Source organism: Rhizobium sp. K33 (assembly GCF_056501445.1).
The window spans coordinates 1,475,979-1,491,678 of record NZ_CP096478.1 but is presented as its reverse complement, the minus strand read 5'-3'; the positions used below and the strand labels follow the sequence as shown (position 1 = coordinate 1,491,678).

The window sequence follows — 15,700 nt, the reverse complement described above, 5'->3', positions numbered from 1 at the left end:
AGCTCAAGCAGCGCGCCTGAACTTGCGGCGCTCCACCGGCGCCATGCTGAAGACCGCTCCGAACAGCCGCGCCAGGAGATCCTTGCGGTCGGCATGGGTGCTCAGCTCTTCCCAGGGAATCATTACACCGACGCGGGCGCGGATCGTCGACCCCGACAGGCGGCGGAATTCGCGGATCAGCAGCGAAACCCGCAGCGTCAGCGAGATCTTGCTGGCGAGATGGAAGAGACGGCCGTTCTGTCCTTCGAAGAAGACAGGCACGACATTGGCCTTCGCGGCCTGGATAAGCTTCGCCGGGAACATCTTCCACGGCAGATCCTCGGCACGGCCGAAGCCCTTCTTCGCCGTCGCCACGCCACCGGCAGGAAAGATCACGACCGTAACACCTTCCTTCAGAAGCCTAAGCGCCTCATGGCGGGTCTGCATGTTGATGGCCATCGCCTCCTTGGTTTCCTCGAAGGAGACAGGCAGCGAGTAAGGTGCCATTTCCGGCACCTTCAGCAGCTCGTTGTTGATGAGCACACGGAACGGTCGGCCAAGCTGCTCGGCCAGTGCCAACACGGCAATCCCGTCGCCGATGCCAAAGGGATGGTTGGCGACGATGACGATCGGACCTTCGGGAATATTGGCCGGAGGCCATGTGCCTTCGACCTTCAGATCCACATCGATCAGGTCCAGCATCTTGCCGAAGACGCGGTCTGTCTTGCCGACGATGTCGTTGCGCCAGATTTCATAGAGGCGGGTGAAACGGTCTCGCCCGGACAGGCCTTCGATGGAGCGGATGAACCAGCGCTTCAGCTTCGGGTCGCGCTCGTTGGCATAAGACAGTTCTTTGAATTTCACGCTGGCGCTCCAGGTGGACGGAAGATCATCATCCCGTCATATGCCAGTTCGATGACAGATGTCTGACAGGGCGGTGACGCCCTGCCAGACTTTTCACTCAGACCTTGCGGCTCGCAAGCTTGCGCTTGACGTCCGGCGGCGTCGCTTCGCCGGCGAGGACGGCAACGGCCTCGACGAGCGGCATCGAGACCTGCTCCTGGGAGCCCAGGCGGCGGATGTTGACGGTCTTTTCTTCCGCCTCGCGCTTGCCGCAGACGATGATCACCGGCACCTTCGTGACCGAGTGCTCACGGACCTTGTAGTTGATCTTCTCGTTGCGGAAGTCGGTCTCGACCTGAAGGCCCACATCGCGAAGCGCATCGGCCACTTCGCGACCGTAATCATCGGCATCGGACGTGATCGTCGCGACCACCACCTGGAGCGGCGCGAACCACAGCGGCATGTGACCGGCGAAGTTCTCGATCAGAATGCCGAGGAAACGCTCCATCGAGCCGCAGATGGCACGGTGGATCATCACCGGCTGCTTCTTCTCCGACTTGTCGTCGATATAGAAGGCGCCGAAGCGTTCGGGCAGGTTGAAGTCGACCTGGGTCGTGCCGCACTGCCATTCACGGCCGATGGCATCGCGGAGCGTGTATTCGAACTTCGGACCGTAGAAGGCGCCCTCGCCCGGCAGAATGCCCGTCTTGATGCGGCCACCCGACTGTTCCTCGATCTGCTTTAGAACCTCCATCATCACGGCCTCGGCGCGATCCCAGAGGTCGTCCGAGCCAACGCGCTTTTCCGGGCGAGTCGACAGCTTCACGACGATCTCGTTGAAGCCGAAATCCTCGTAGACGGAGAGAATCAGATCGTTGATGCGCAGGCACTCCGCTGCCATCTGCTCTTCCGTGCAGAAGACATGGGCGTCGTCCTGGGTGAAGCCACGCACGCGCATCAGGCCGTGCAGTGCGCCGGAGGCCTCGTAGCGGTGGACGTTGCCGAATTCGGCAAGACGGACCGGAAGCTCGCGATAGGATTTCAGGCCATGCTTGAAGATCTGAACGTGACCCGGGCAATTCATCGGCTTCAGCGCGAAGATCTTCTGGTCCGCTTCCTCATCGTCGGGATGGGTGAAGGCATGCGCGGATTTCACCGCGAACATGTTCTCCTGGTACCAGCCCCAGTGGCCGGAGGTCTCCCAGAGCGACTTGTCGAGCACCTGCGGCGCGTTGACTTCCTGATAGGTGCCTTCGAGACGACGGCGCATATAGGAGGTCAGCGTCTGGAACATGCGCCAGCCCTTGCCGTGCCAGAAGACAACGCCCGGGCCCTCTTCCTGGAAATGGAAGAGATCCATCTCGCGGCCGAGCTTGCGGTGGTCGCGCTTCTCGGCTTCGGCGAGAATGTGCAGGTAACGATCCAGATCTTCCTGTTCGGCGAAGGCGGTGCCGTAAATGCGGCTCAGCATGGCGTTGTTGCTGTCACCACGCCAGTAGGCGCCGGCGACCTTCATCAGCTTGAAGGCCATGCCGATCTGCCCGGTGGACGCCATATGCGGCCCACGGCAGAGGTCGAACCAGTCGCCCTGATAGTAGATCTTCAGATCCTGGTCTTCCGGGATCGCGTCGACCAGCTCGACCTTGTACTTCTCGCCCTTGGAAGCGAAGACTTCCTTGGCCTTGTCGCGCGACCAGACTTCCTTGGTGAACGGCTTGTTGCGCTGGATGATCTCCTTCATCTTCTTTTCGATCTTCGGCAGATCGTCTGGCGTGAAGGGTTCGTCCTTGGCGAAGTCGTAATAGAAGCCGTTTTCGATCACCGGACCGATGGTGACCTGGGTGCCGGGCCACAGCTCCTGCACGGCTTCGGCCATGACGTGGGCTGCATCGTGACGGATGAGTTCCAGCGCACGCGGATCGGTGCGGGTGACGATCTCGATCTTACCCTCAACGACGGGGTCGGACAGGTCGCGCAGCGTGCCGTCGAGCACAATGGCGACAGCCTTCTTGGCGAGCGACTTGGAAATGGATTCGGCAACCTCAGCGCCGGTCGTGCCGGCAGCGTAGTCGCGGATAGAGCCATCGGGGAAAGTGAGAGATACGGAAGCGGACATTGAAGTCTCCTGATCCAGTCCCGCCAACGAATGCGGGTGGTGAAAATTGCGGGGTCAAGCGCCCCGTCATGAACCGGCGCTTGATAGGCCGAAAGCGCTGCTGAGTAAAGGATCTTGCTAGGCCTGACCGATGAACCAGAAGCCACGGGCTTCCGGCGGGAGCTGGCTGAGGACCCTTTCGAAGGCTGCCTGATCCACGTGTCGGCGAAGGACGACAGTGACGTCCTCCAAAGCCGTGTCCGTCGAGAGATTGTGGTCATGGCGGAAGGCTCGCACTTCCTTCATCAGCACATCGCGACCGAGAAAGGGCTTTACCGGCGCTTCGACATCCCAGTCGCTCACGAAGATGGCGCGCAGGACCGGTGGCAGGACATTGGCGAAGGCAATCGCCTGCGCGACCGTCAGCCGGTGCCGGAAGACCTGCAGCACCGCCTGCAACATGGTGTAGGCCTGGTGCGAGGTCTGGATCATCGATGTTGCGACCAGATCCTTCATGAAGGCATCGAAGTCGGCGGAAGCCTGGCGATATTCGAGCGGCATCGGCATGCGTTCATCCCCACGAACGAATCGATCGCTGGAGTATGACGCGATCCCTGACCGCGGTCAGCCGCCCGTCTTGCGGCCGAAGATCCAGAGCCGCCAGGGAGCATACCAGGGATAGGATTTCTCCAGAACCTCGGGTACGGGATCCGGACCCCAGGTGCCGCCGGGACCACAGCGCGCGACCCTGAAAAGGGTCAGCCAGCCACCGGACCATAGCCCGTGCCGGGCAATGGCCTCGTAGCCATATTCCGAACAGGTCGGCATATGCCGACAGGAACTGCCGACGATGCTGGAAAAGGTCAGTTGGTAAAGCCGGATGAAGCCCATGCCGAAAAGTCTGCCGGGCGTCTTGCGAAACGGCCCCTGCCAGTTTCGGCTCTTGCGGCCAGTGGCTCCTGGCTCATGCCCGCAGTCGGGGCTGTTGCACATGCTCAGCTTGCCTCGGCGGCCGCAGCCGGGGCCTCGATCTGGTCGAGACAGTCGACCACGGCGTCAAAGGTCAGCATCGTGGAGGCGTGACGCGCCTTGTAGTCGCGGACGGGCTTCAGAAATCGCATGTCTTCGAAGCGGCCCACGGGGCCCTCCCCGTCCTCCTTCAGCATGGCCAGCATGTCGCGCCGCGCCTGACGCAGTTCCTCGGCGCTTGCACCGACCACGTGGCGGGCCATGATGCCGGAGGAGGCCTGCCCCAGTGCACAGGCTTTCACTTCGTGGGCGAAATCCGTGACCACGCCATTTTCAAGGTTCAGGTAGACCTTGACCTTGGACCCGCACAGTTTCGAATGCTTCTCCGACACGGCATCAGCGCCATCGAGCACACCAATGCGACCGATATTGCCAGCAAATTCGAGAATCTTGGTGTTGTAGATGTCGTCCATGGTCAATCCGCTGTGAGGCCTCTCCCGTATATAGGGAGTGTCTGAGACATTACCGCCGCCAACATGTCGCAGCCGCCGTCTTTTTATCCATCTCGGCGATCATTATATCCAAGGGACAGGCACAGGACAAACGCAGGCCGGCCCTCGGGCTTTGATCTTCTCACCGCAAACGCGACAACGGACTTGCATTATGAGCCGCATTACGCCTTTACAATCCGGCAAAGCCAAACCAGCGGCCCGCCTTGCGCGGGACCGGGAGACCAAGGCCATGGACGCCATCGTCACGAAATTGACCGCGCAATCGCCGCGCCCGACGCGCGAGGAAGCCGAACAGGCTGTCCGCACGCTGCTGCTCTGGGCCGGTGACGACCCCGAGCGGGAAGGCCTGCTCGACACGCCGGCACGCGTCGCCAAGGCCTATGGCGAGCTCTTCTCCGGCTATGAGGCCGATATCGAAGATGTGCTCGGACGCACATTCGAAGAAGTCGGCGGCTACGAGGACATGGTTCTCGTGCGCGACATTTCCTTCTTCTCGCATTGCGAACACCATATGCTGCCGGTGATCGGCAAGGCCCATGTTGCCTATCTGCCAAAGGGCCGCGTTCTGGGTCTGTCGAAGATCGCCCGTGTGGTCGACGTTTTCGCCAAGCGCCTCCAGACGCAGGAGAACATGACAGCGCAGATCGCACATGCGATCGATGACACGTTGCAGCCGCGCGGGGTTGCCGTTTTCCTCGAGGCCGAGCATATGTGCATGGCCATGCGCGGGATCCAGAAGACGGGATCGACGACGCTCACCACAACCTTTACCGGCGCCTTCAAGGACAATGCGGCCGAACAGGCGCGCTTCATGTCCATGGTCCGCAGCCGCTGATATCGCGAGTTTCCATGTCCGCATTCGAATTCGACGCTCCCTCCGCCGACAAGAAGATCCTCGAAGAAGGCGTCGAGTTCACGCCGAAGTTCGATGATCATGGTCTCGTCACGGCAGTGGTCACGGATGCGCGCGACGGCGAATTGCTGATGGTCGCCCATATGAATGCCGAGGCGCTGGGGCTCACGCTGGAAACGGGGATCGGGCACTATTTCAGCCGGTCCCGCGGCAAGATCTGGAAGAAGGGCGAAAGCTCCGGAAATCTGCAGACGGTGAAGGAAATCCGGGTCGACTGCGACCAGGACGCCATCTGGCTCAAGGTCGAGGTCGCCGGTCACGATGCGACCTGCCATACCGGCCGCCGCTCCTGCTTCTACCGCACGGCTCAGGCCGTCGACGGCAAGCCGTCGCTGACGATCGCCGACGATCACAAGCATTTCGATCCCGATCACGTCTACGGGCATTGACGCTCCCGCTCAGCATAACGAAATCGTAAGCAGACGATGTCCTAATGAACACCGGAGTGTTCAGCGAATGGGGTAGCGGAGATGCTGAACTGGAGCATGATTTCACAGGGTGGCGGCGCGGCGGCTTCTCAGCCGGTCAAAGACGGCGGCGCGCCCTCGGGCGGACCTCTCGTTCCTGAAAAGAAGCCCAAGGCCAAGGTGGCGCTTGCCCTTGGTGGCGGCGCGGCCCGGGGATGGGCGCATATCGGGGTCTTACGGGCGCTCGACGAAGAAGGCATCGAGGTCGGCATGATCGCCGGGACATCGATCGGAGCCCTTGTCGGCGGCTGTTACCTAGCGGGAAAACTGGATGAGCTCGAGGCTTTCGCCCGCTCGCTGACGATGCGCCGGATTGCCTCGCTTCTCGACCTGACGATCGGCGGCGGCGGGCTGCTGGGCGGCATGCGGCTCACCAAGCGCATGCAGGAACATCTCGAGGGACTGAAGGTCGAGGACCTGCCGAAGCCCTTCGTCGCCGTGGCCTCAGAACTCAACAGCGGCCACGAGGTCTGGATCGATGGCGGGAGCCTGATCACGGCGCTCAGGGCATCCTATGCCCTGCCCGGCATCTTTGAACCGATCCACTGCAACAACAGAACGCTGATCGACGGCGCGCTCGTCAATCCCGTGCCCGTATCGGTCTGCCGCGCCTATGAGCAGCCGCTCGTCATGGCCGTGAACCTGCATTACGACGTCTTCGGCCGTTCGGCCGTCGTCAAGCACAAGGCGTCAACGCCCGACCAGGCCAGCGCCGAAACCGCGCGAGCACCGAACAAGGTCGGCCTGACCGGTGTCATGGTCCAGGCCTTCAACATCATTCAGGACCGCATTTCACGCGCACGTCTCGCCGGCGATCCGCCGGATCTCGCGCTGCATCCACGGCTCAACGACATTGGCCTGTCGGAATTCCACCGCGCCGGAGAAGCCATCGAACGCGGTTATGAGGAAGCTAAGGCCCGGGTTACAGAGATCCGGCGCATGCAGGAAGCCGTGTTGCGGTAAGTCGGGGCGGCGTCACCGCCGCCCTCCGTCGGCCCGTGAGTGGATCTTCGATCTCAGCCGGCGATATAGGCCTTGATGTGCTCGGCCTCCTGCTCGATCTCGCGGATGCGAGACTTCACCACGTCACCGATCGAGATGATGCCTGAAAGCTTGCCATTGTCCTCCACGGGCACGTGGCGGAAGCGGCGGCTCGACATCATTTCCATCAGTTCGTTGACGCTCGTATCCTCGCGGCAGCGATAGACGTTGGCTGTCATGAAAGCCGAGACCGGCTGATCGAAGGCGGCCTTGCCTTCCGTGCCGATCGCGCGCACCACGTCGCGCTCGGTGAAGATACCGACGATGCGGCTCTCCATGCCAACGACGACGACAGCACCGATTTTATGCTCTTCCAGCACATGGGCGGCTTCGCCCAGTGTCACCGTCGGGCTGATCGTAATGACGTTCCGGCCCTTTTGGTCGAGTATGCTTCTGGCTGATGCAGGCATGCGTTCCTCCTCGCGTAGAACACTCGATCAGCAGCCCAACCCTCCTGAGGCTGCTGATGAAAATGGTGCCCTTTATTCAAGCAGAATGCAATAAGCGCGACATCACGCCCTTGTGGCCCGCCGGCCGTAAGGATCGAAGAAGGAGAAGCAGAAGAACCCCAGGAGGAAACCGCCGATATGAGCGTCCCAGGCAATGGACTCAGAGCCGGCACCGAAGAGGGGCAGACCAACCGCGATCGCAATATTGCCGAAGAACCAGACCGCGATGAAGACCCTGACCGTTCGGTCGGCCAGCGCCTGCCCGACGGAGAGCAGCGGCGGCTCGAGCCCGGTCATGCGGGTGAAATTGCGCTGCCGTTCACCGAAGGCGAATCGGCAGGCGGCCCCCATGAGCGCCGAGATGACGCCTGATGCGCCGATCATCAGCGACGGCTCACCCCAGTTGACCACGAGGTGAAGCAGTGCTGCGGCGATCGAGGAAACGATCCAGAACAGGACGAAGCGGACCTCGCCTATACGCCTGCAGACCGGCGTACCGAAGGCTGCGAGCCAGAGGCTGTTGAAAGCCAGATGCTCGAAGCTCCCATGCAGGAGCGAGTACGTGACGGGCGACCACGCCCAGGCCAAGGACTGCTCGGACAAAGGATAGAGATAGCGGACGGGTGAGAAGCCCAGTTCGACGGCGAACAGTTGATTGGCTGCTCCCGAAAGGACAAACCGCTGCAGCAGGTAGAGGCCGCAGATGAGGGCGAGAGCCGCCAGGATCCCGGTCGGCAGATTGAAGATCGGCGGCTCACGGGAGGGCGTAGGCTCTGCGGCTGCGGCATTCCACTCTTCGTTCGGGCGTTCCTCGCCCCGAGGTCCTGCCTCATCCTGCATCTGCACTTCCTTCTATTTGGCACCCTTCAGGTAATGCAGGCGGGACATAAAAAAAAGGCCGCTCGGAGAACCGAGTGGCCTTGCTGGCGCTCTACGGATCGTCGCGCCGACTGGAGTTGGTGCCGAAGGCTGCCCTTCGCGTTTGGTGGCCAACAGATGCCATGTGACAGCGAAAAGGACAATCGAAACACTCTTTTAACCTTAATTTCTGCGGGAATATCGTTCCGTCTCGAAAAAGCGCGCCCAAAAGCAAACACTATATTAACGGCTCGCCGCCTAATGTTAAGCGACAGAGGAACAGACAGACTCTCCATGATGTACTCGACGCAGGCAAGCCAAACCAACACGATCGCCTCGCCGGGACAGCAACGCGCCTTCCAACGCGTTGCCGTCAGCCTGCAAGGCCGACTCATGCTTGCCAACTATGAAGAGTATGTCTGCAAGGTCATCGACATGTCGCCGGGCGATGTGCGTTTTGCCTGCGCTGGGATGCCGCGCCCGGGCGAACGGATCATCGCCTATATCGACCACCTCGGCCGCATCGAGGGCACCGTGGTGAAGTTGACGGAAGACGGCTTCGTCATCTCGATCACCGCTACCGTGCGCAAACGCGAGAAGCTCGCGGCCCAGCTGACCTGGATTGCCAACAAGCATGAGCTCGGCCTCCCCGAAGACCGCCGCCACGATCGACTGACGCCGCGCCAGACGCGCACGGAACTGACGCTGGAAGACGGCAAGACCTATCCGTGCCGCCTGATGGACCTTTCGCTCTCAGGCGCTGCGGTCGACATCGACATTCGCCCGCCGATCGGCTCGGCCGTCCGGCTCGGCAATATGCGCGGCCGGGTCGTGCGCCACTTCATGGAAGGTGTGGCGATCGAATTCCTGACGCTGCAATCGAGGGAAGCTCTGACCGAGTTCCTCTAATCGCTGTAAGGTCACCCAAATAGGCGCCCGCGGATCCCGTGAGGCGCCTTTTTTCTGTCCCAGCGCGGGAATGTGCCAGGGCGGCACAGTTTTTTTCAGAAAAAATTTTAGCTCAAAGTCGGCTTCCAAGGGTCAAGAAAGCGCCGCTGACGCCTCCGGGCGGGTTCCGCCTATCGGGTATCGATCCACACCGGACGACGCGGGAACGATCGTTGCACGGTCGTCAATCGCTCGATACGAGCTACCAAGCATCTGATATCACGCGCAATTTCCAAACCTTGGATCAGAATCGCGATGCCGTTGAGCCGAAATAGATGCAATTTGAACTAAATTTTTTTCAAAACATACTCAAATATAGAATAAATACAGATAAATATAGTCTATGATTTTCATAGACTTCGCCTCGTATCTTACCGCTATTATTCGCGGTCGATCAAAATCTATCTGTCATTGCTATCTCCATTACCGGGAGACAACCAATGACAACAAAGAAAATTCTGGGTATTGGAACTCTGGCCGCCGCAATCGCAGGCGTCCTTGCCTTTCAGGTCTCGGCCATGCCGGCGAATATGCAGGTGGTCGGAAAGGCCAATCCGCCGATCGGCCACTACGAATTCTGTCAGACCTATGCCGGCGAATGCAGCGGCAATCAGCACGACGCCGGACCGATGATCCTGACCGAGGACCTCTGGAAGGCGATGCTCGAGGTCAACTACACCGTCAACAGCTCGATCACGCCGCTCACGGACATGGAGATCTACGGCGTCGAAGAACGCTGGACCTATCCCCGCAGCGTCGGCGATTGCGAGGACTTCGCCCTCCTGAAGCGCAAGATGCTGACCGACCGCGGCTTCGACCCGTCGGACCTTCTGATGACCGTCGTTTTGCAGCCGAATGGGGAAGGCCACGCCGTCCTTACGGTCCGCACCGATCATGGCGACTTCATTCTGGATAACATGCGCAACAAAGTGCTGCTGTGGTCCGACACGGAGTACACCTATCTGAAGCGTCAGTCTTCGACCAATTCGGCCCGCTGGGTAAAGCTCCAGGACGGCCGCGCAAGCATCGTCGGCAGCGTCTCGAACTGACGCTACCGACCCGACTTCTGGCCCGGTCTGTCCCCGCCTACCCGTCCCCCGACCGGAGCCAATGAGCCGGTCCCGTCCAACCGGGACCGGCTCTCTTTTTGCCTGACAGCGACAACGCTCCTTTAAATTAACTCGACCTTAACCATGTTCGCCGAAGTCTTCTCCAGTAGTCGAGAGCGACTGCACCGAGGGGATGACGGCGAGATGCGGGGCGAAGCAAACACAGTGAGCGTCGATCACGAGCAGAGACCGCTGATCTCCAACCGGTTTCTCGTGATCGCCACGATCTGCGTGCTCGTTCTTGCAGCCGCATCCGTTGCCATCAGTTGGTTCGGCCGATCCTACGGCGAGCAGCTTTCGCTCGCCGGTCACAGCCAGAGCTCCGATATCGTCAATATCACGGTCGGGCGAGACCAACTCGCCCTCCCCGCCAACGTGATCCGTTTCGAAGAGCAGCGGCAGGGCGGGCTTGCCGAACGCGTCGACCTCTATCTTCTCTGGCCGGAAATGACCGGCTATTCGTCGGAGCAGCGCCGGCGCTTCGACGACCTCAGCCTGTCGAATTCGCTGATCTTTCTGCAGATATCCCAGAGCACGATGTCCCGGGACATGTCCGGCCGGGTGGAACCGATCTACCGCCACCTGCTCGAGCGGGAAAGTTCGACCGGCCCTGCTGGCCTGAGCGCTTTCCAGTTCAAGGACGCGACGGGTTATGAAGGCGAAACACTGCTCACCGGCACGCTGCCGGACGGCGCCACCTATGCAATCCGCTGCCTCCTCCCCGCATCGCAGTCAAAGGCCTCGGGCAGCGATTGCCAGCGCGACATCCATGTCGGAGAGGATCTGACCGTTCTCTACCGTTTCTCCAGCGACATGCTGAAGGACTGGGCCGCGATCGATGCGGCAGTCCGAAGCTATGTCGGCAACCGCGCCCACGCAGTCCCCGCCGCCGCGACACTTAAAAATCAACTCAAAGCGTCAACCGGCCGTTCATCATAAACCTCTTGGTAAGGCTAATTCCGTAGGCTCCGCCGAGATGGTCGCGAAGGGGGACAGCGTCCGGTCGTCAATGATGAGATTCAAAGAGTATCGTGGTGCATAAATTTCTGGGAAGCTTCAACGTCGCAGCCGCCTTTCGCCGGCTTGTCCTCACGCTGTTTGCGGTCCTCTTGGCGAGTGCTGCCGCTTTGAGCGCAGCTCAGGCCAATCCGAAATATGCGGGCATCGTCATCGACGCCAAGACCGGCAAGGTCCTCTACAGTGAAAACGCCGACAGCCTCCGCTATCCGGCATCTCTCACCAAGATGATGACGCTGTACATGGTCTTCGAGGCTCTGGAAGCCGGCAAGATCTCGCTCAACAGCAAGGTGCCCTTCTCCGCCCATGCCGCCAAGGAGCCGCCGTCCAAGCTTGGCGTCGGCACAGGCCGCAGCATCACCGTCGAACAGGCGATCCTCGCGCTCGTCACCCGCTCGGCGAATGACGTTGCCACGGCGCTCGGTGAATATCTCGGTGGTTCTGAGCAGCGGTTTGCCCAGATGATGACCGCCAAGGCGCGCAGCCTCGGCATGACCAAGACCACCTACCGCAACGCCCATGGCCTGCCGAACACGGCACAGATGACGACGGCACGCGATCAGGCGCGCCTCGGCATCGCGCTTCGTCAGCACTTCCCGCAGTATTACGGCTACTTCTCCACCCGCAGCTTCCGCTTCGGCAAGCAGACGATCGGCAACCACAATCGCCTGCTCGGCCAGGTCCGCGGCGTCGACGGCATCAAGACCGGTTACACTCGTGCCGCCGGCTACAACCTTGCAACCTCGGCCGAAGTCGGCGGGCGTTCGATCGTCGCCGTCGTGCTCGGCGCGACATCCGGCGCGCGTCGCAATGCGCAGATGACGAGCCTGGTGCAGCGTTACCTGCCGAACGCATCGAACGGCCGCGGCGGCAATCTGATTGCCAAGAACGACACATCCGTTGCGCCGGCAGGCGCCAGCGCTTCGGCTTCGGTCGCCTCCGGCATGCCGAACCTGCCGCATACCGGTCCGATGCCGGATCCGCGTTACACGGGCGTTGCCCAGGCCTATGCCGCGCCGCAGGTCGGCAATGCCGCAAGCGCTGCGCTGGACACGCTTCGCCCGGCCGCGCCGTCCGCTGCCGTTCCGGTTCCGCAGCCGGCGCCTGCCTATCTTCCCGACCAGGGTGCAGCCGTGGCGCCGTCGCAGCCGACACAATCGGTCGCGGCAGCTTCCGCCACGCCGCCTGACGTCGACAACATGACCACGGCCTCGACTGCACCCGCCGCGGGCTGGGTGGTCCAGATCGGCACGTCGCCGGACAAGGACATGGCTATGGATCTTCTGCGCAGCGCGCAGGAGCGCGGCGGACAGGTATTGCGTTCCGCCACCCCCTTTACCGTCGCCTATGGCGATGGCGCACAACAGGTCTATCGTGCTCGCTTCGGCGGTTTCGACGATCAGAAAGACGCGGTCAACGCGTGCAAGGCCCTGAAGAAGAAGGGGATCGGTTGCTGGGCCTCTGCCCAGTAGGACGATTGCCCGCCCCTCGATTTGTACTGTTTACGAGGATCACGGAATGGCATCGAAAGACTACAGGTATGGTCCAGCCGAAGGGCAGGACAATGGCGGCCAGAGCTCTGCGTCGGCAATCCTTCATCCGCTGCACGAGGCTGCCTATCGCCTTGCCGACATCGGGTTGCGGGAGAAGAAGTCGAAGACCAAGGACCTGATCGGGCTTCTCCTCAGCCACGGCGCTCGCGCCTGGCGCTATTCGCAGCCGGAGGCGAATATCCACCTGCACGTGTCTGCCCAGGCCGGACGCTTTCCGGTCATCCTGCGTCTGCGCTGAAAGCTGATTGCAGATGCCGATCTACCGACTGGGTGACAGGGTTCCGCAGCTACCGGCCAGCGATCGTTTCTGGGCAGCCCCTGATGCGCAGATCATCGGAGACGTGCGCCTCGGCGAGGACGTCGGCATCTGGTTCGGTGCCGTGTTGCGCGGCGACAATGACCCGATCACCATCGGCGCCCGTAGCAATATTCAGGACGGGGTCATGGTGCACACCGATCCTGGCATGGGTGTCTCGATCGGAGAGGGCTGCACGATCGGCCACCATGCCATCATCCACGGCTGCACGATCGGTTCGAACGCGCTGATCGGCATGGGTGCCACCATCCTCAACGGTGCCCGCATCGGCAACAACTGCCTTGTAGGGGCCAATGCGCTCGTGACCGAAGGCAAGACCTTTCCCGACAATTCGCTGATCGTCGGATCCCCTGCCCGGGTCGTCCGGACATTGGATGATACGGCGATCGCGGGGCTGAAGCTTTCGGCCGACAACTATGTCGGCAACTGGCAGCGCTTCGCCAGAGACCTTCAGCCGCTCTAGCCTGATTGCCTCAAGCGGCGACCTCGACGCAGCCTGCGCAGAGACCTCTGATCTCGATGGTCGTCTTTTCCGGCTTGAAACTGCGACCGCGGGTGATCGTCTCCAAGCGGTGATCCACCTCGTGATCGTGGAATTCCGTCACGTGGCCACACTTGTTGCAGATCATGAAGGCGACGGTGCCGTGACCGGAGCAGCCCTCGTGCGGATGTGCGCAGGCGACAAAGGCGTTCAAGCTTTCCAGCCGGTGGACCATGCCGAATTCGACCAGCTTATCGAGCGCCCGGTAAACCTGCAGCGGGGCGCGAAAGCCGTGCTCCCGCAGCCTGTCCAACAGCGTATAGGCCGAGAGCGGCCCGTCGCTGTCGACCAGGGCGTCAAAGACGAGGGATTGATTGCGCGTCAGGTCGGTCTTGGTCATGTTTCAGGCCCTTGATCGAATATCCGTTGTCCTGGCACCCGGTCTGGGCAGCAGGCTTACAATGAAGAGCAGGAGCGCCGCCACGACGATCGACGGTCCTGACGGCGTGTCGTAGGTCAGCGAGCCGAAGAGCCCGATGACGACGGCGACCGCACCGATCACCGAGGCCAGCACGGCCATCAGCTCGGGTGTCGAGGCAAAGCGGCGGGCGGCCGCGGCCGGGATGATCAGCAAAGACGTGATCAGCATGATGCCCACAATCTTCATGGCGATGGCAATCACCAGCGCCATCAGCAGCATGAAGATGAGGCGTGCCCGCTCGGGCTGCATGCCCTCGGCTTCCGCGAGCTCGACATTGACCGTGCCGGCCAGCAGCGGCCGCCACAGCCAGGCGATGATGCCGACGGCGATGATCCCGCCGATCCAGACGATCGCGACATCCGTTGGCGTGACGGCCAGAATGTCGCCGAAGAGGAAGGCGATGAGGTCGAACCGCACCCAGGTCATGAAGGCGACCATGACAAGGCCGATCGCCAGCGTGGCATGGCTCAAAATGCCGAGCAGTGCGTCGGCTGACAGTCCCTGGCGCTTCTGCAGGACGATCAGGATCAGCGAGACGAGCGCGGCGACGACGAAGACGCTGACCATCAGGTTCAATGAGAAGAACAGCGACAGCGCCACGCCGAGCAAGGCCGAGTGGGCCATGGTGTCGCCGAAATAGGCCATGCGCCGCCAGATGACAAAGCAGCCGAGCGGGCCCGTCGTCAGGGCAAGGCCGATGCCGGCCAGGATGGCGCGAGTGAAGAAATCATCCAGCATGGCCGTGCTCCCTGCCCTTCACGTTCATCTCTGCGGCGTGATCATGGTCATGGTGGTGATGAGCGTGGTCGTGGTGGTCGTGCTCATGGTCATGATGTCCGTGGTGATGATGACCGTCATCCGGATGACAGTGATCGGTGACACTGCCATCGGCATGCTGCACGCGCCCATCCGGCAGATGCGTGTGGTCATGATGGTGGCTGTAGACAGCAAGCGTCTGGGCAGCCTTGGCGCCGAAGAGCCGCATATATTCCGGGCTTTGGCTGACAGCCGCCGGCGTTCCGCGGCAACAGACATGGCCGTTCAGGCAAATGACCGTGTCGGTTTCCGCCATGACCACATGCAGGTCGTGGGAGATCAGCAGGATGCCACAGCCCGTCGAATTCCGGGTGGAGGTGATGAGGTCATAAAGCGCGATCTCGCCACTGAAGTCGACGCCCTGGACGGGCTCGTCGAGCACCAGGATATCGGGCTTGCGCGCCATGGCACGGGCAAGCAGCGCGCGTTGAAATTCGCCGCCGGAGAGATGCTGCACCTCGGCGCCGGCCAAGTGGGCGATCCCAACGGCCTCGAGCGCTGCAGCTACCTCCTGTGCGGACAAAGGAGCGGTCAACGTCATCAGACGGCGCACGGTGAGCGGCATGGTCCAGTCAACGGACAGGCGCTGGGGCACGTAGCCGACGCGCAGCCCGGCCTTCCGCTCGACGCGACCTTCGTCCGCCTTGATGACACCGATGGCCATCTTGGCGCTCGTCGACTTGCCGGAGCCGTTGGGTCCGATCAGCGTCACGATTTCACCCGGCCGCACGGAAAAATCAACGCCGCGGACCAGCCAGCGCCCGTTGCGGTAGACGCCAGCACCGGTGAGAGACACCAAGGGGGCTGCCTCCCGTGATTTCATCGCATTCATGGAATTCTCGAGATTTTGATG

The 15,700-nt window shown here is 61.6% G+C and carries 19 protein-coding genes; 9 read left to right on the top strand and 10 right to left on the bottom strand.

The annotated features are described in order from the left end of the window. Positions 1–3: 3 nt before the first annotated feature. From M1E12_RS07495 to M1E12_RS07475, 5 genes are all read right to left on the bottom strand, one after another. A complete protein-coding gene (locus M1E12_RS07495) occupies positions 4–843 on the bottom strand; it encodes a lysophospholipid acyltransferase family protein (protein ID WP_136540706.1) in 840 nt (279 codons plus the stop codon). Positions 844–940: 97 nt separating this feature from the next. Further along, positions 941–2,938 carry a threonine--tRNA ligase gene (gene thrS, locus M1E12_RS07490; protein ID WP_479564240.1) on the bottom strand — a complete coding sequence of 666 codons (1,998 nt, stop codon included), beginning with the start codon at positions 2,936–2,938 and terminating at the stop codon, positions 941–943. 117 nt (positions 2,939–3,055) lie between these two features. Further along, positions 3,056–3,484: a DUF2267 domain-containing protein gene (locus M1E12_RS07485; RefSeq protein ID WP_479564239.1), complete on the bottom strand. Its 429-nt coding sequence runs from the start codon at positions 3,482–3,484 to the stop codon at positions 3,056–3,058. A 57-nt stretch (positions 3,485–3,541) separates the two neighbouring features. Next, the gene (gene yidD, locus M1E12_RS07480; protein ID WP_479564238.1) at positions 3,542–3,910 is read right to left on the bottom strand and encodes a membrane protein insertion efficiency factor YidD; all 369 of its coding nucleotides are present in this window, start codon (positions 3,908–3,910) and stop codon (positions 3,542–3,544) included. A gap of 2 nt (positions 3,911–3,912) precedes the next feature. Beyond that, the gene (locus M1E12_RS07475; RefSeq protein WP_479564237.1) at positions 3,913–4,359 is read right to left on the bottom strand and encodes an iron-sulfur cluster assembly scaffold protein; all 447 of its coding nucleotides are present in this window, start codon (positions 4,357–4,359) and stop codon (positions 3,913–3,915) included. Between the two features lie 268 nt (positions 4,360–4,627). On the opposite strand from M1E12_RS07475, the gene folE reads away from it, so the two are divergent. From folE to M1E12_RS07460, 3 genes are all read left to right on the top strand, one after another. Further along, complete coding sequence (folE, locus tag M1E12_RS07470; protein WP_113461252.1) at positions 4,628–5,233, top strand: GTP cyclohydrolase I FolE; 606 nt, start codon at positions 4,628–4,630, stop codon at positions 5,231–5,233. A gap of 14 nt (positions 5,234–5,247) precedes the next feature. Next, positions 5,248–5,700, top strand: a complete 453-nt coding sequence (hisI, locus tag M1E12_RS07465) for a phosphoribosyl-AMP cyclohydrolase (protein ID WP_479564236.1) — start codon at positions 5,248–5,250, stop codon at positions 5,698–5,700. A gap of 81 nt (positions 5,701–5,781) precedes the next feature. Next, entirely contained in the window at positions 5,782–6,741 is a 960-nt protein-coding gene (locus M1E12_RS07460; protein ID WP_310238861.1) for a patatin-like phospholipase family protein, read from the top strand. Between the two features lie 53 nt (positions 6,742–6,794). On the opposite strand, the gene M1E12_RS07455 is transcribed toward M1E12_RS07460, so the two are convergent. After that, positions 6,795–7,229, bottom strand: coding sequence for a CBS domain-containing protein (locus tag M1E12_RS07455; protein ID WP_113461249.1), 435 nt, complete (start codon positions 7,227–7,229; stop codon positions 6,795–6,797). A gap of 102 nt (positions 7,230–7,331) precedes the next feature. Next, positions 7,332–8,108, bottom strand: coding sequence for a rhomboid family intramembrane serine protease (locus M1E12_RS07450; RefSeq protein ID WP_479564235.1), 777 nt, complete (start codon positions 8,106–8,108; stop codon positions 7,332–7,334). A gap of 315 nt (positions 8,109–8,423) precedes the next feature. On the opposite strand from M1E12_RS07450, the gene M1E12_RS07445 reads away from it, so the two are divergent. From M1E12_RS07445 to M1E12_RS07420, 6 genes are all read left to right on the top strand, one after another. Further along, complete coding sequence (locus M1E12_RS07445) at positions 8,424–9,035, top strand: PilZ domain-containing protein (protein WP_310239556.1); 612 nt, start codon at positions 8,424–8,426, stop codon at positions 9,033–9,035. A 479-nt stretch (positions 9,036–9,514) separates the two neighbouring features. Continuing rightward, complete coding sequence (locus M1E12_RS07440) at positions 9,515–10,123, top strand: transglutaminase-like cysteine peptidase (RefSeq protein ID WP_113461247.1); 609 nt, start codon at positions 9,515–9,517, stop codon at positions 10,121–10,123. A 204-nt stretch (positions 10,124–10,327) separates the two neighbouring features. Beyond that, positions 10,328–11,122, top strand: coding sequence for a hypothetical protein (locus tag M1E12_RS07435; RefSeq protein WP_479564234.1), 795 nt, complete (start codon positions 10,328–10,330; stop codon positions 11,120–11,122). Positions 11,123–11,217: 95 nt separating this feature from the next. Continuing rightward, positions 11,218–12,672, top strand: coding sequence for a serine hydrolase (locus tag M1E12_RS07430; RefSeq protein WP_479564233.1), 1,455 nt, complete (start codon positions 11,218–11,220; stop codon positions 12,670–12,672). Between the two features lie 46 nt (positions 12,673–12,718). Further along, positions 12,719–12,991, top strand: coding sequence for a hypothetical protein (locus tag M1E12_RS07425; protein WP_136540682.1), 273 nt, complete (start codon positions 12,719–12,721; stop codon positions 12,989–12,991). 13 nt (positions 12,992–13,004) lie between these two features. Continuing rightward, positions 13,005–13,532 carry a gamma carbonic anhydrase family protein gene (locus M1E12_RS07420; protein ID WP_479564232.1) on the top strand — a complete coding sequence of 176 codons (528 nt, stop codon included), beginning with the start codon at positions 13,005–13,007 and terminating at the stop codon, positions 13,530–13,532. Positions 13,533–13,542: 10 nt separating this feature from the next. Here M1E12_RS07420 and M1E12_RS07415 read toward each other — a convergent pair whose 3' ends face one another. The 3 genes from M1E12_RS07415 to znuC are packed head-to-tail and all read right to left on the bottom strand — an operon-like array spanning position 13,543 to position 15,679. Next, on the bottom strand, positions 13,543–13,950 hold the full coding sequence (locus M1E12_RS07415; protein ID WP_479564231.1) for a Fur family transcriptional regulator: 408 nt from the start codon (positions 13,948–13,950) through the stop codon (positions 13,543–13,545). A gap of 3 nt (positions 13,951–13,953) precedes the next feature. Continuing rightward, on the bottom strand, positions 13,954–14,769 hold the full coding sequence (locus M1E12_RS07410) for a metal ABC transporter permease (RefSeq protein ID WP_479564230.1): 816 nt from the start codon (positions 14,767–14,769) through the stop codon (positions 13,954–13,956). Continuing rightward, positions 14,759–15,679, bottom strand: a complete 921-nt coding sequence (gene znuC / locus M1E12_RS07405) for a zinc ABC transporter ATP-binding protein ZnuC (RefSeq protein WP_479564229.1) — start codon at positions 15,677–15,679, stop codon at positions 14,759–14,761. The genes M1E12_RS07410 and znuC overlap by 11 nt, the downstream gene beginning before the upstream one ends. Positions 15,680–15,700: the final 21 nt, after the last annotated feature.

Bases quoted from the DNA above. Each gene is read 5' to 3' on its own strand.
- thrS (WP_479564240.1), bottom strand. From the start codon at position 2,938: ATGTCCGCTTCCGTATCTCTCACTTTCCCCGATGGCTCTATCCGCGAC.
- M1E12_RS07485 (WP_479564239.1), bottom strand. From the start codon at position 3,484: ATGCCGATGCCGCTCGAATATCGCCAGGCTTCCGCCGACTTCGATGCC.
- yidD (WP_479564238.1), bottom strand. From the start codon at position 3,910: ATGTGCAACAGCCCCGACTGCGGGCATGAGCCAGGAGCCACTGGCCGC.
- M1E12_RS07475 (WP_479564237.1), bottom strand. From the start codon at position 4,359: ATGGACGACATCTACAACACCAAGATTCTCGAATTTGCTGGCAATATC.
- folE (WP_113461252.1), top strand. From the start codon at position 4,628: ATGGACGCCATCGTCACGAAATTGACCGCGCAATCGCCGCGCCCGACG.
- hisI (WP_479564236.1), top strand. From the start codon at position 5,248: ATGTCCGCATTCGAATTCGACGCTCCCTCCGCCGACAAGAAGATCCTC.
- M1E12_RS07460 (WP_310238861.1), top strand. From the start codon at position 5,782: ATGCTGAACTGGAGCATGATTTCACAGGGTGGCGGCGCGGCGGCTTCT.
- M1E12_RS07455 (WP_113461249.1), bottom strand. From the start codon at position 7,229: ATGCCTGCATCAGCCAGAAGCATACTCGACCAAAAGGGCCGGAACGTC.
- M1E12_RS07450 (WP_479564235.1), bottom strand. From the start codon at position 8,108: ATGCAGGATGAGGCAGGACCTCGGGGCGAGGAACGCCCGAACGAAGAG.
- M1E12_RS07445 (WP_310239556.1), top strand. From the start codon at position 8,424: ATGTACTCGACGCAGGCAAGCCAAACCAACACGATCGCCTCGCCGGGA.
- M1E12_RS07440 (WP_113461247.1), top strand. From the start codon at position 9,515: ATGACAACAAAGAAAATTCTGGGTATTGGAACTCTGGCCGCCGCAATC.
- M1E12_RS07435 (WP_479564234.1), top strand. From the start codon at position 10,328: ATGCGGGGCGAAGCAAACACAGTGAGCGTCGATCACGAGCAGAGACCG.
- M1E12_RS07425 (WP_136540682.1), top strand. From the start codon at position 12,719: ATGGCATCGAAAGACTACAGGTATGGTCCAGCCGAAGGGCAGGACAAT.
- M1E12_RS07420 (WP_479564232.1), top strand. From the start codon at position 13,005: ATGCCGATCTACCGACTGGGTGACAGGGTTCCGCAGCTACCGGCCAGC.
- M1E12_RS07415 (WP_479564231.1), bottom strand. From the start codon at position 13,950: ATGACCAAGACCGACCTGACGCGCAATCAATCCCTCGTCTTTGACGCC.
- M1E12_RS07410 (WP_479564230.1), bottom strand. From the start codon at position 14,769: ATGCTGGATGATTTCTTCACTCGCGCCATCCTGGCCGGCATCGGCCTT.
- znuC (WP_479564229.1), bottom strand. From the start codon at position 15,679: ATGAATGCGATGAAATCACGGGAGGCAGCCCCCTTGGTGTCTCTCACC.